Origin of the sequence: Prochlorococcus marinus CUG1415 (assembly GCF_017696015.1) — a bacterium.
In the GTDB taxonomy this organism is placed as follows: domain Bacteria; phylum Cyanobacteriota; class Cyanobacteriia; order PCC-6307; family Cyanobiaceae; genus Prochlorococcus_A; species Prochlorococcus_A marinus_AE.
The window spans coordinates 391,126-403,508 of the sequence record NZ_JAAORL010000002.1 but is presented as its reverse complement, the minus strand read 5'-3'; the positions used below and the strand labels follow the sequence as shown (position 1 = coordinate 403,508).

Below are 12,383 nucleotides of genomic sequence, written 5' to 3'. Positions count from 1 at the left end.
AAATTCTAACTAATGAAGAGTCTTTCGTGTACTCATCATACCTATGAATCCTGTTGATTCTAATGAACATCTAAGTAACATCCCTGCAATAAAAAAAGATGCGATTAATGAATTCCCACCATAACTAATGAAGGGTAGGGGTAAGCCTGTAGTAGGCATTGAACCCGTGGCTACAGCAATATGCATTATTGATTGAGCTGTCAACAATACACCGCATCCGATAGCAACTAATTTTGTATAGTTGTTTCTACACTTAAGAGCAATTCTTAGGCTTATATAAGAGAAAACTGCTAAAAAACCTAAGAATAAAGTACAACCCAATAAACCAAATTCCTCCGCAAAAATGGCAAAAATAAAATCTGTGTACATAAATGGTAGGTACTGTAATTTTTGTATAGAAAGCCCAAAACCTTGGCCAAATAGACCACCTGAACCTATGGCTAATAAACTTTGAACCAATTGAAATCCACTTTCTTGTTGATCTTTCCAAGGATTAATAAATGAAGTAACTCTAAGTTTTTGATATTCGTTATTGAGGATACTAATACATCCAGTAATTAATCCAAATGAGGCAAATGAACTAAGAGAGCTAAGTTTTACGCCTCCACATAAACCCATAACCCAAAAAAGAATTCCAGTTAATGATGCAGTACTTAAATTAGGCTGCTTTAGTATTAATAAAATTAATAAACCAAATGATGTTATTGTAATTAGTTTTTTATCATTCTTTATCAGATTCCAATGAGCAAAAAGGTTTGAAGATTCTAAAATTAGGAAAGGTTTAATTAATTCAGATGGTTGCAGACGTAAATTCCCTAGTAATAGCCATCTTGAAGATCCATTCACCGTAATTCCAGTAATATTGGTTAGGAAAATCAAAAAGAATAAAATATAAAAAATAATTTTTGAACACTTTAAAAGACTTCTAATGTTCGTATTAAGAACCAAATAAAATAGACCAATGCCTGGAATTGTCCAAATAATTTGTTTCTTTAAGAAGTAAGCCCAATTTCCCATTTCTCTACTAGCCACCCACCAACTTGATGATCCTAGAATAAATATTCCTAATATTGACCAAATTCCAACGAGCATAACTAGGATTTTTGCCTCATAAGGCCATATTGTCCAAGGTAAGGGAAATATAGATTCTATTAAATTGCTTTGATTCTTTTTGTTATCAGAACTAAGGGTTTTTTTTCTTTTAGAAATTCTTTTATATTCTATTTTTTCTTGACTTATCTCCAATTTTTTAGATGTATATACACTATTGAGACGTTTAATTCAGATTTTGCCAAGTCTTTTATTAACGTTTTAAGTTGTAAGTCAATTAATATTATGACTTTTTTATGAGATTTATTCTTGAAGAATAAAGTAAAAAATGGTCTATAGATTCATCATAAATCTTAAGAATTAATTTTTTATAAAAAAAAACTAGCTAAAAGGCCCCTCTCCGTGATAGATTCCCTGAGTTTATATACTTACTTCAAACCATTTAAGAGAGGATTTCTAAACTATGTTCACATCAGTGGACTCAAATAGAAAAAAAGTTGAGCATCCTTCTAATGAGAATGTTCAATTTGCTCAATCCCTGGATAATTCAATCATCAAGGAAAGTAGATCTGGCATCGCCAATCAAATAGATAATTTACTTTCTCAAAATGATGAATACACAAAATTGCAATTAACAATTTTTGGAATTACTTTTATTGTTTCTATTTTATTAGCATCAATAACTGGAATTTTTCTCGGATTTACTTTTGGTTTTAGTATTTTTATAGGTGCAATTGCCGGTATTTTTTACTTACGTTTGCTCGCTAAAAATGTAGGAAAACTTGGTAAAGAATCAACAGGTGTATCAAAATTGCAACTATTAGTTCCAGTTTGCCTCTTTATTTTTGCTAGCAAGCTAGGATCTTTGGATATTTTTCCTGCAATGATAGGTTTTTTTATTTATAAACCTTCACTCATTCTTTATTTTTCACGTTCTTAAGTAAATTTTTTATTCAAATCAAATGTTCTTTAATTCCCTGCTAACAAATTTTGCAGCATTAGAAGTTGGTCAACATCTTTATTGGCAAATTGGAAATATCAGACTTCATGGGCAGGTATTTTTGACATCTTGGATTTTATTAGGAGCGTTATTAGTTTTTATTTCTTTAGGAACTAAAAAAATGGAAAATGATCCTAAAGGCCTTCAAAACTTGCTTGAGTTTCTCTGGGATTATATAAGAGATCTTGCTAGGACTCAAATAGGTGAAAAAGTTTATAGAGATTGGATGCCATTTATAGGTACATTATTTTTATTCGTCTTTGTTAGTAATTGGGGAGGAGCTTTAATTCCTTGGAGATTGATTAAGTTGCCAAGTGGAGAGTTGGGAGCACCAACTGCAGATATCAATACAACAATAGCTTTGGCTTTATTGGTTTCACTTTCTTATTTCTATGCTGGTTTAAGCAACAAGGGTTGGAGATACTTCGAATACTATGTTCACCCAACTCCGATTATGCTTCCTTTTAAAATTCTAGAGGACTTTACTAAACCTTTATCACTCTCTTTCAGGCTATTTGGAAATATTTTGGCTGATGAACTTGTTGTTGGTGTTCTAGTCTTCTTAGTTCCACTAATTCTACCAATACCTGTTATGTTCCTAGGATTATTTACTAGTGCAATTCAGGCATTGATTTTCGCAACTTTAGCGGCCTACTACATTGGAGAAGCTGTTGAAGAACATCATTAGCTGTCTTCCAATACATTCAGACGCTTTTACAAAGGGTCTGTAATCTGGCAAAATATCTAATCGCGTAGGTCTGAAAATATCAGACCCATTCTTAAATGAAAGGATGTCCAAGCGTGTATGACAAAAAAGATTTATCACAAGTATTAAGCTCTTTATTTCAAAATTATGGATTCGATTACTTCCGCTGCATCAGTTGTAGCTGCTGGCTTAGCAGTTGGTCTAGGTGCTATTGGCCCAGGTCTTGGACAAGGTAACGCAGCTCAAGGTGCTGTTGAGGGTATAGCCCGTCAACCAGAAGCTGAAGGTAAAATCAGAGGTACTCTTCTTTTATCATTCGCTTTTATGGAGTCATTAACAATTTACGGATTAGTTGTGGCTTTGGTACTACTTTTTGCGAATCCTTTTTCCTAAAAGTTAATATTGCTTCTACTCCTTATTAGCAATATTTAAATTTAATTTTTTAACTTCAACTGAATCATATGTTGGCCTTTAATTTTTTTGGTGCTACAGAAGGTGGATTATTTGATATAAATGCCACTTTGCCACTAATGGCGATACAAGTAGTTGCTCTCACTTACATATTAAATTCTCTCTTTTTTAAGCCTGTTGGCAACGTTGTTGAAAAAAGAGAAAAGTTTGTAAGTAATAATATTATTGAGGCCAAAAATAAGCTTTCAGAGGTTAAAAAATTAGAAGCTGATTTAATGACTCAGCTTCAAAGTGCTCGTTCAGAAGCTCAAAGAATTGTGGGCGAAGCTGAGAATGAGTCTGATAAGCTTTATAAAGAAGCACTAGAACTTGCTAACAATGAAGCAAATGCTTCAAAAGAAAAAGCAAGACTAGAAATTGAAAGTCAGACATCTGCTGCTCGTGATCAACTTTCTAAACAGGCTGATGATTTAAGCGAACTTATTGTTAATAGACTGATTATAGAAAAATGAATTTAACTCTTTTAGCTACAGAAGGTTTTGGATTGAATTTCGATTTATTCGAAACTAATATCCTTAATTGGGCTGTAGTGGTTTTTGGCCTTTATAAATTTTTGCCTGGTTTCCTAGGTAAAATGCTTCAAAAAAGAAGAGAAGGAATTCTTCTTGAATTAAAAGATGCTGAAGATCGACTTCTCAATGCAAATCAAGCTTTAGAGAAGGCAAAGAAAGACTTATCTTTAGCAGAAGAAAAAGCTTCTCAAATAAAAGCAGATTCTCTCAAAAGATCTGAATCAATCAAAATGGAAAGTGAGAAAAAAGCAATCGAAGAGATGGCACGAATTAAACAAAGTGCAATTTCCGATGAGAGCTCTGAAGCATCCAGAGCAATTTCTCAACTTCGAAAAGAAGCTGTTGAATTGGCAATTAAGAAAGCTTTAGATTCTCTCCCAAATAGACTTGATACAACAACACAAGAAAATTTGGTAACTCAATCAATTAACAATATTGAGGTGAACTAATGCCACTTTTAAATTCAGTTACTACACCATATGCAGAGGCATTACTTCAAGTTGTGAATGAAAATTCGCAAACTGAAGAGATTGTATCTGAGGTTAAACAACTTTTAGAATTATTAAATGATTCCCCTGAATTGGGAAAGGCACTTTCCTCTCCTGTTTTAGAGACAGATGCTAAGAAGAAAATCATTATTGAAATTTTTTCAAATAAGGTAAATTCTTCTTTACTGAATTTCTTAAAATTATTGACCGATAGGCAAAGAATTGGAATTCTTACTTCTATTCTTGAAAGGTTTTTAGAGATTTATCGAGAAAATAGTAATATTGCTTTGGCAACTGTTACTTCAGCAGTCGAGCTTACTGATGAACAGAAAGGTTTAATTACCCAAAAGATCGTCAATATAGCAGGAACTGAAAAATTAGAACTTGTAACTAAAATTGACCCATCTCTTATTGGTGGTTTCGTCGCCAGTGTAGGATCAAAAGTAATTGATGCTTCCCTTGCTTCACAAATTAGAAAACTTGGTTTGTCACTTTCCAAGTAACTTTTAAATCAAACTTAAATTCTTAAATCCATGGTATCTATACGCCCTGATGAAATCAGTTCAATCTTAAAACAACAAATAACTGATTATGACCAATCTGTAAGTGTTAGCAATGTAGGAACTGTTCTGCAAATCGGTGATGGCATTGCAAGAATATATGGCTTAGATCAGGTCATGGCAGGTGAGTTGTTGGAATTTGAGGATGGTACCGAAGGTATAGCTTTGAACCTTGAAGATGATAATGTTGGTGCTGTTTTAATGGGTGAGGCACTTGGCGTCCAAGAAGGAAGCAACGTTAAGTCAACAGGTAAAATCGCATCTGTTCCAGTTGGTGAGGCAATGCAGGGGAGAGTTGTTAACCCTTTAGGACAACCAATAGATGGGAAAGGGGAAATCCCGACTAGTGATACTAGATTGATCGAAGAAATGGCTCCTGGAATAATCAAGAGAAGATCAGTACATGAACCAATGCAAACAGGTATCACATCTATTGATGCAATGATTCCTGTGGGAAGAGGTCAAAGAGAATTAATTATTGGCGATAGACAAACTGGAAAATCTGCTATTGCTATTGACACAATAATCAACCAAAAAGGTCAAGACGTAGTTTGTGTTTATGTGGCTATTGGTCAGAAGTCAGCATCTGTAGCAAATGTGGTTGAGGTTTTAAGAGAAAAAGGAGCTCTTGATTACACTATTGTTGTTAGTGCAGGAGCCTCTGAAGCCGCAGCTCTACAATACTTAGCACCTTATACTGGTGCTGCAATTGCTGAGCACTTTATGTACCAAGGCAAAGCAACATTAGTTATTTATGATGATTTAACAAAACAAGCTCAGGCTTATAGACAAATGTCTCTCCTTTTGAGAAGACCACCAGGAAGAGAAGCTTATCCTGGAGATGTTTTTTATTGTCATAGCAGATTACTTGAAAGGGCAGCAAAATTATCTGATGATATGGGCGGCGGTTCAATGACAGCTCTTCCAATTATTGAAACTCAGGCAGGTGACGTTTCTGCTTATATTCCAACTAATGTTATTTCAATTACAGATGGACAAATATTCTTGAGTGCAGATTTATTTAACTCAGGATTAAGACCAGCTATTAATGTTGGTATTTCTGTTAGCCGCGTGGGAGGAGCTGCTCAAACAAAGGCAATTAAGAAAATTGCTGGAACTCTTAAATTAGAATTAGCTCAATTTGATGAATTAGCAGCATTCTCTCAATTCGCTTCTGATCTTGATGAAGCAACTCAACAACAACTAGAAAGAGGGAAAAGATTAAGAGAGTTACTAAAACAAGCACAATTCTCACCATTAAATCTTGCTGAACAAGTTGCTGTTGTTTATGCAGGTGTTAAGGGCCTTATTGATGAAGTTCCAGTGGAAGATGTAACTAAATTTGCTGCTGAACTAAGAGAATATCTTAAGTTAAACAAAGCAGAATTTATTGAGGAGATTCTTAAAGAGAAGAAATTGAATGATGGCTTAGAAGCAACACTCAAAGAGGTGATTAATGAAGTTAAATCTTCAATGCTTGCCACAGTTTAAATTTATTTAAGGGAATATCATGGCAAATCTTAAAGAAATTAGAGATCGAATAGTTTCTGTTAAAAATACACGAAAAATAACAGAAGCTATGAGATTAGTTGCAGCTGCAAAAGTTAGGAGGGCACAAGATCAAGTTCTTAAGAGTAGGCCTTTTGCAGATAAACTTGCTCGGGTTTTAGAAAATATTCAATCTAGAGTTCAGTTTGAAGCTGTGGATTCTCCTCTTCTATCAAAAAGAGATGTAAAAACAATTTCTTTGGTATGCATAACTGCTGATAGAGGATTATGTGGAGGATACAATACCAACATAATCAAGAAGGTGGAAATTAGGTATGCAGAGCTGATTAAACAAGGTTATGAACCAAATTTGATCTTAGTTGGTAAAAAGGCAATAGGTTATTTCCAAAATAGGAAAGATAGATACACAATTAAAAGCACATTTAAAGAGCTGGAACAGGTACCGACAGCCAAGGACTCTGAGGGAGTTACAAATGAGATTTTAGCTGAATTTCTTTCGGAAAATTCTGATAGGGTAGAAATTATTTATACGAAATTCATAACTCTAGTTAGTTGCGCCCCTGTCGTTCAAACATTATTGCCACTAGATCCTCAAGGTATTGCTGAGGAAAATGATGAAATTTTTAGGTTGACTACAAAAGATAGTAAGTTACTTGTTGAGAAATCAAATATTGATCAAAGTGATTCAGAGAAGTTACCATCAGATATTGTTTTTGAACAAAGTCCTGATCAACTATTAGATTCGTTATTACCATTATATTTACAGAATCAGGTACTAAGAGCTCTTCAAGAGTCGGCAGCTTCAGAACTCGCATGCAGGATGACTGCTATGAATAATGCTAGTGATAATGCTAAAGAATTAGCAAGTACTTTGAATCTAACCTATAACAAAGCCAGACAAGCTGCTATTACTCAAGAAATATTAGAAGTTGTGGGAGGTTCAGCAGTTTAGGAAGAATACTAAGAATATGGCTGAATACAATATCAAAGTTCGATTTGAGCAAAAGACTTTTAGTTTTTTATGTTCTGAAGATCAAGATATTATTTCAGCGGCAAAAATGAATGGAATAGATTTACCAAATAGTTGTTGTTCAGGAGTTTGTACAGATTGTGCATCCATGATATTGGAAGGATCTGTAGATCAAGAGGATGCAATGGGATTAAATGATGACTTGAGGGAAAAAGGCTTTTCACTTTTGTGCGTGGCTTATCCTAAGTCAGATTTGGATATTGTTATTGGTAAAGAGGTCGAAGATGATTTATATAATGATCAATTTGGTAAGTATCAAAAATGAAATTAAGTTCAGTTGATTTTTATTTGGATTGGCCAGTGTCAATAAAATTAAAAAACTTAAGGGAATTTATCATTGCAAATTTAGAAAAAAAAGGTGATGTAATTCGATGGTCAATTGTAGATATTCAAAATTCTATTGACTCTTTTGGAACGAAAAAACTTAAAATTAAAGCTGTCTTAGCTAATTGAAAGAATATAAATTGAAAGATTTTTATTAATGGAAATTTCACCAACAATATTTATTGTGCCAACTGGTATAGGTTGCGAGATAGGAGGTTTTGCTGGGGATGCACTTCCTACGGCTAAATTATTAGCATCGGCAAGTGGATGTTTAATTACTCATCCAAATGTTATGAATGGTGGTAACCTTTCTGAAAAAGATCAAAATATTTTTTATGTTGAGGGTTATAGTTTAGATCGACTTGCTAAGGGAGAAATTGGTTTAAAAAAGGTCAAGGAACAGAAAATTGGAATAATTTTTGATTCAGGAATTGAAAGAGAAATATTAGTAAGACATTTACAAGTCGCTGATGCGTGTGTTTCTACTTTAGGAATTAACGTTCATTCTTATGTGGTTACAAAAAAACCATTAAACATAGTTTTTGACTCTGACTCTTTAAAAATTAGTGGCGGCATAATTGAAAATCCTGATACTCTAATTGAGGCTGGTAAATGTTTAATAGAAAAAGGAGCTACTGCAATAGCAATTGTGGCAAAATTTTCAGATGATTCAGATTCTTTAGAAACAAATATTTATCGAGAAGGGAAAGGAGTTGACCCTATTTCTGGAGTCGAGGCGGTCATAAGTCATCTAATTAGTAAATTCTTAAAAGTTCCCTGTGCTCATGCACCAGCATTAGATCCAATTGAGTTGAATGAGAATTTAGATCCTCGGGCTGCTGCAGAGGAAATTGGATATACCTTTTTACCATCAGTATTGATTGGTTTAAGTAATGCGCCTGATATTGTTGAATTGCCTAATATACAGGAAACAATATCATTACATCCTAATCAAATTGAATCTATGGTAGTTCCTTATGGGGCGCTAGGTGGAGAAGCAGTACTGGCAGGGATTGAAAAAGGTTTAAATATTATTTCTGTAAGAAATCAAAATACATTAAAAGTGACTAATGAGTTTTTTGATTATCCTAATCTTTTTGAAGTGAATAATTATTTAGAAGCAGCAGGCATAATTCTTGCTATTAAAAAAGGTATTAATCTTAATTCAATTAAACGGCCTTTAAAAAAAATCCAAAAATGTCCTTATGGTGATTAATAAGATATTGCTATAGGAACCCTCCAGTCACTTCCCAAGGATTGACTGCTTAGTTTTAGAATTGGAGGAGCCTGTTTCCTTTTAAATTCTGCTTTGTTTATAAGAGAGATTATTTTTAAAATTAATTCTTTTTTATAACCATCTTCTTCAAGTTGTTTTAAATCTTTTTTCTCTTCAATAATTCCTTTAAGAATATTATCTAAAATAGAATAAGGTGGGAGAAAATCAGTATCTAATTGATCAGGCCCTAATTCGGCACTTGGAGCTTTTTTACGTATCTTATCTCCAATTATATTTGCATGAATATCTAACATATATGATTTTCTATGATTAATTGAATTTTTACTATCAAGCCAATTGCATAATTTAAAAACATTACTCTTATATAAATCCCCTATTACAGATAATCCTCCATTCATATCACCATAAAGAGTGCAATATCCTACGGCTAGTTCAGATTTATTACCTGTTGAAAGTAATAAATGCTTTTCTTGATTTGCTAAAGCCATCAGAAGCGTACCTCTTATCCTTGATTGAATATTTTGATTTGTTATTTCAGCCATTTCGAAATCTAAGGTTTTTGTAAAAGACTCTTCAAAAGAGGTCATGAGGTTTGAAATTGGGATACTGTTGAAATTTATTTTTAATCTCCTCGCTAAATCTTTCGCATCATTTTTTGAATGAGATGAGCTCCATTTAGAAGGCATTGAGATGCAATAAATATTATTACTGCCAAGAGCAGCTGTAGCAATTGCTGTAACTAGTGCTGAATCAATACCACCACTTAATCCGATTAAAGCTGTTTTAAATCCGCATTTTTTAGCATAATCCTTAACACCAAGGACTAATGCATCAAAAATTGATGACATTTCACAGTGTACATATTGATTTTTTTCGGGTTTTGTTTTCTCAATTTCCCAACTGGAGATGTCTTCTGAAAAAGATTTTAATTGCTTAATTTTAGATCCATTCTTATCAAGAATAAAACTATTTCCATCAAAAATTAAATTATCATTTGCTCCAATCTGGTTTACATAAATCAAGGGCACTTGAAGATATTGAGCAGCAAAACTGGAAACTTTGTATCTTAGCTCTAACTTTTTGAAGGTATATGGGGAGGCTGATAAATTCACTAAAATATCAACTTTTTTGTTCTTTAAATCAGTAATAGGATTTTTTTTATGAATTCCTCTTCCTTCTATATCTTTGTTGACCCATAAATCCTCACATATAGTAATACCAAGTCGCCAAGTTTTATTTTTGATTTTTTTTATCAATACGGAAACTTTTTGTTCTGATCTAAAGTATCTTTTCTCATCAAATACTTCATAAGTAGGCAGTATAATTTTACGTGCTATTATTTTCCATTCGCCACCCTCAAGTAACGCAATAGAATTATAGAGATTTGGAAAAAAAGAATCATTTATGATCTCTGCCATCCCAACTGTGATACTTAAGTTCCCATATTTTTTTTTAATATCTAAGGCTAGTTGGTCAAGAATTTGATATTGATTTTTGATTAAATTTTTTTTTAGAAGTAAGTCATTGGCTGGATATCCCCATAATGAAAATTCTGGAGTGAGAACAAAATCAGCAGAAATTGAGCAAGCCTTCGAAGCAATATAAAGTATTTTTTTCGCATTGCCCTCTAAATCTCCAACAATTGGATTAATTTGAGCAAGTAAAAACTTCATTCAACTAATTTAGTGGATTCATATAAATTATTCTTCTTAACAATATCTATTAATGATTTTGGTAAATTAGAATAATTAAAGTTTAACCTGAACTTAGAACTTGAAATGTTTGGGATTTTGATGGTTGAAATCTTAAATTTCACTTTATAAGTTTCTAACATTTTAAGAGCACTTGATTCAACAGGATATCCATCTCTAATAATTATTAAGAAACTTACTTCCTTAATAATTTTATCAAAGTCTTTCCAGCAAAAAATATCTTTAATTAAATCACTCCCAATAACAAAATCTAATTTTTTAAATTCATAAATTTTTTTGCAATTCTTGATTGACTCCACTGCCCATTGGCTACTCACTCTTTGATTAAATAAAATTTTGGGATTATCTAAATCTTCAATCAAAGTTTTTAACAAATGGCTACGAATTGATATATTTTCTTTGTGCTTTTTGTTGGGATTGTTGCTTACATAACTAACTGTAAAATCATAAACTTTGGATAATTCTTCAAGAATTTTTTTATGACCGATGGTTGGTGGATCTGCACTAGTACCAAATAAAGCAATGCTTTGTCCCATTTTAAATTAAGGTAGAAAACTCACAAAATTACTATTTATATTCCTATTTGATAAATAAATATTAATGTGGTTAAGTATTTCTGGTTCTTTAAAAGTTATATTTTCGAGCATAATAAAAGGTTCTATATAAGAAACTTTGCTTCTTCTAAATATCTCTTTAGCTGCTAATTTTCCAAGGATTTTTGTTGAATGAATTGCGATTGCGGCTTGAATGATTGCTATAGGTCCATAGGGTAATAATGATAGCCCGTGGGTGAAGGGTGCTGTTAAAAAAATTAATTTCCTAATGATGTTGAAAGAAGTATTGATACCAACTTGAGTTACTCCCAAAAATAAATTATTTATAGATATATTTTTAAATATTTTTCTTGTAGATTCGCCCTTCAGATTTAAGCCATAAATTTTACTTAATTCGCTAATTAATGCAGTATCTAATGCAAAACTACCAGCAATATCAAATAAAACAAAAGGATTAAGAGCTACTGCCGATGCCTTTATGGTCGAAAATTTACCAATAGTAGACTGAGCTAATTTCTGTCTTCTTTTTAATCGTTGCTCTTTTATCTGTAAAAACAATTTGTCAGCTAACTGAAGAGAATTTAGTATTAATAGTATTTCTCCATATTGATTTATTATTTTTGTTATGTAGTTTTTAATATTGTTTTCATGATTAATAATTACGGGAATATGTAACTCTTTTGGAAGTTTAAACTTTATATTTTCTATTATTTCTTTTAATTCAGTTTTGTTCACAAGATCGATTTTATTTAAAATTAAAATAATTTTTTTCCCATTTTTAATAAAGGAGTTGATTTCGCTTACTTCATTTCTATTAATATCTCCTGCAACTACAAATAAAATAAGATCTGTTTGATTTATATAAGAGTTGATTTTATCTGGGAATTTATTATTGCAGAAATCAAATCCTGGCGAATCAAGTAACTCTATACCTTTGAGCGTTTGATCTTTAAAGCCCCACTCTTGTGCTTGTATTTCTTTTGTAGAACCATTGATTATAGCTGTTTTGAAGATGTCTTCTTTCAATAAAGAGTTTAAAATTGAAGATTTGCCTACTCCTGATTTACCATATGCGCCAATTCTTAATTTTTTTTCTTTTAGCCTAAACAATTGTTGGTTAAAAGAAATTATTTCTTTGTTAAAAAAACTTTTTTCATAGTTGGTAAGATCTATAGTCTCCCACCATTTTTTTAAAAGTAAATAGTTTTTATTAATCTTCAATTGAGTCAT

General features: G+C 32.2%; 15 protein-coding genes. 11 read left to right on the top strand and 4 right to left on the bottom strand.

Going from position 1 to position 12,383, the window contains the following annotated elements:
• Positions 1–9: 9 nt before the first annotated feature.
• The gene (locus HA143_RS08360) at positions 10–1,245 is read right to left on the bottom strand and encodes an FtsW/RodA/SpoVE family cell cycle protein (protein ID WP_209085981.1); all 1,236 of its coding nucleotides are present in this window, start codon (positions 1,243–1,245) and stop codon (positions 10–12) included.
• Between the two features lie 268 nt (positions 1,246–1,513).
• On the opposite strand from HA143_RS08360, the gene HA143_RS08355 reads away from it, so the two are divergent.
• From HA143_RS08355 to HA143_RS08305, 11 genes are all read left to right on the top strand, one after another.
• Positions 1,514–1,990, top strand: coding sequence for a hypothetical protein (locus tag HA143_RS08355; RefSeq protein WP_209085977.1), 477 nt, complete (start codon positions 1,514–1,516; stop codon positions 1,988–1,990).
• 22 nt (positions 1,991–2,012) lie between these two features.
• Positions 2,013–2,738, top strand: a complete 726-nt coding sequence (atpB, locus tag HA143_RS08350; RefSeq protein ID WP_011863567.1) for a F0F1 ATP synthase subunit A — start codon at positions 2,013–2,015, stop codon at positions 2,736–2,738.
• Between the two features lie 165 nt (positions 2,739–2,903).
• On the top strand, positions 2,904–3,149 hold the full coding sequence (atpE, locus tag HA143_RS08345) for an ATP synthase F0 subunit C (protein WP_002805169.1): 246 nt from the start codon (positions 2,904–2,906) through the stop codon (positions 3,147–3,149).
• 68 nt (positions 3,150–3,217) lie between these two features.
• On the top strand, positions 3,218–3,679 hold the full coding sequence (locus tag HA143_RS08340) for a F0F1 ATP synthase subunit B' (RefSeq protein WP_209085975.1): 462 nt from the start codon (positions 3,218–3,220) through the stop codon (positions 3,677–3,679).
• Positions 3,676–4,188, top strand: a complete 513-nt coding sequence (locus tag HA143_RS08335; protein ID WP_209085972.1) for a F0F1 ATP synthase subunit B — start codon at positions 3,676–3,678, stop codon at positions 4,186–4,188. Before HA143_RS08340 ends, HA143_RS08335 begins: the two co-directional genes overlap by 4 nt.
• Positions 4,188–4,730: an ATP synthase F1 subunit delta gene (gene atpH, locus HA143_RS08330; protein ID WP_209085960.1), complete on the top strand. Its 543-nt coding sequence runs from the start codon at positions 4,188–4,190 to the stop codon at positions 4,728–4,730. Before HA143_RS08335 ends, atpH begins: the two co-directional genes overlap by 1 nt.
• Positions 4,731–4,760: 30 nt before the next feature.
• Positions 4,761–6,278 (top strand): F0F1 ATP synthase subunit alpha, encoded by a 1,518-nt coding sequence (atpA, locus tag HA143_RS08325; RefSeq protein ID WP_209085958.1) that lies wholly within the window; start codon positions 4,761–4,763, stop codon positions 6,276–6,278.
• 19 nt (positions 6,279–6,297) lie between these two features.
• Positions 6,298–7,248: a F0F1 ATP synthase subunit gamma gene (locus tag HA143_RS08320; RefSeq protein ID WP_209085956.1), complete on the top strand. Its 951-nt coding sequence runs from the start codon at positions 6,298–6,300 to the stop codon at positions 7,246–7,248.
• 16 nt (positions 7,249–7,264) lie between these two features.
• Positions 7,265–7,591, top strand: coding sequence for a 2Fe-2S iron-sulfur cluster-binding protein (locus HA143_RS08315; RefSeq protein ID WP_209085954.1), 327 nt, complete (start codon positions 7,265–7,267; stop codon positions 7,589–7,591).
• Positions 7,588–7,779: a hypothetical protein gene (locus HA143_RS08310; protein ID WP_209043550.1), complete on the top strand. Its 192-nt coding sequence runs from the start codon at positions 7,588–7,590 to the stop codon at positions 7,777–7,779. Before HA143_RS08315 ends, HA143_RS08310 begins: the two co-directional genes overlap by 4 nt.
• 28 nt (positions 7,780–7,807) lie before the next feature.
• Positions 7,808–8,866, top strand: coding sequence for a DUF3326 domain-containing protein (locus HA143_RS08305; protein WP_209085952.1), 1,059 nt, complete (start codon positions 7,808–7,810; stop codon positions 8,864–8,866).
• On the opposite strand, the gene HA143_RS08300 is transcribed toward HA143_RS08305, so the two are convergent.
• From HA143_RS08300 to HA143_RS08290, 3 genes are read right to left on the bottom strand one after another with little or no spacing between them, the layout of a single operon-like run.
• The gene (locus HA143_RS08300) at positions 8,863–10,560 is read right to left on the bottom strand and encodes an NAD+ synthase (RefSeq protein ID WP_209085950.1); all 1,698 of its coding nucleotides are present in this window, start codon (positions 10,558–10,560) and stop codon (positions 8,863–8,865) included. The two genes, HA143_RS08305 and HA143_RS08300, sit on opposite strands and share 4 nt — an antisense overlap.
• Complete coding sequence (locus tag HA143_RS08295) at positions 10,557–11,135, bottom strand: nicotinate-nucleotide adenylyltransferase (protein WP_209085947.1); 579 nt, start codon at positions 11,133–11,135, stop codon at positions 10,557–10,559. Before HA143_RS08295 ends, HA143_RS08300 begins: the two co-directional genes overlap by 4 nt.
• Before the next feature lie 6 nt (positions 11,136–11,141).
• Complete coding sequence (locus HA143_RS08290) at positions 11,142–12,383, bottom strand: GTP-binding protein (protein ID WP_209085944.1); 1,242 nt, start codon at positions 12,381–12,383, stop codon at positions 11,142–11,144.

Excerpts from the sequence above, each read along its gene's own strand:
- HA143_RS08320 (WP_209085956.1), top strand. The coding sequence starts at position 6,298 with ATGGCAAATCTTAAAGAAATTAGAGATCGAATAGTTTCTGTTAAAAAT.
- HA143_RS08305 (WP_209085952.1), top strand. The coding sequence starts at position 7,808 with ATGGAAATTTCACCAACAATATTTATTGTGCCAACTGGTATAGGTTGC.
- HA143_RS08315 (WP_209085954.1), top strand. The coding sequence starts at position 7,265 with ATGGCTGAATACAATATCAAAGTTCGATTTGAGCAAAAGACTTTTAGT.
- HA143_RS08355 (WP_209085977.1), top strand. The coding sequence starts at position 1,514 with ATGTTCACATCAGTGGACTCAAATAGAAAAAAAGTTGAGCATCCTTCT.
- atpE (WP_002805169.1), top strand. The coding sequence starts at position 2,904 with ATGGATTCGATTACTTCCGCTGCATCAGTTGTAGCTGCTGGCTTAGCA.
- HA143_RS08295 (WP_209085947.1), bottom strand. The coding sequence starts at position 11,135 with ATGGGACAAAGCATTGCTTTATTTGGTACTAGTGCAGATCCACCAACC.
- HA143_RS08300 (WP_209085950.1), bottom strand. The coding sequence starts at position 10,560 with ATGAAGTTTTTACTTGCTCAAATTAATCCAATTGTTGGAGATTTAGAG.
- HA143_RS08290 (WP_209085944.1), bottom strand. The coding sequence starts at position 12,383 with ATGACTCAATTGAAGATTAATAAAAACTATTTACTTTTAAAAAAATGG.
- HA143_RS08340 (WP_209085975.1), top strand. The coding sequence starts at position 3,218 with ATGTTGGCCTTTAATTTTTTTGGTGCTACAGAAGGTGGATTATTTGAT.
- atpH (WP_209085960.1), top strand. The coding sequence starts at position 4,188 with ATGCCACTTTTAAATTCAGTTACTACACCATATGCAGAGGCATTACTT.
- HA143_RS08335 (WP_209085972.1), top strand. The coding sequence starts at position 3,676 with ATGAATTTAACTCTTTTAGCTACAGAAGGTTTTGGATTGAATTTCGAT.
- HA143_RS08310 (WP_209043550.1), top strand. The coding sequence starts at position 7,588 with ATGAAATTAAGTTCAGTTGATTTTTATTTGGATTGGCCAGTGTCAATA.
- atpB (WP_011863567.1), top strand. The coding sequence starts at position 2,013 with ATGTTCTTTAATTCCCTGCTAACAAATTTTGCAGCATTAGAAGTTGGT.
- atpA (WP_209085958.1), top strand. The coding sequence starts at position 4,761 with ATGGTATCTATACGCCCTGATGAAATCAGTTCAATCTTAAAACAACAA.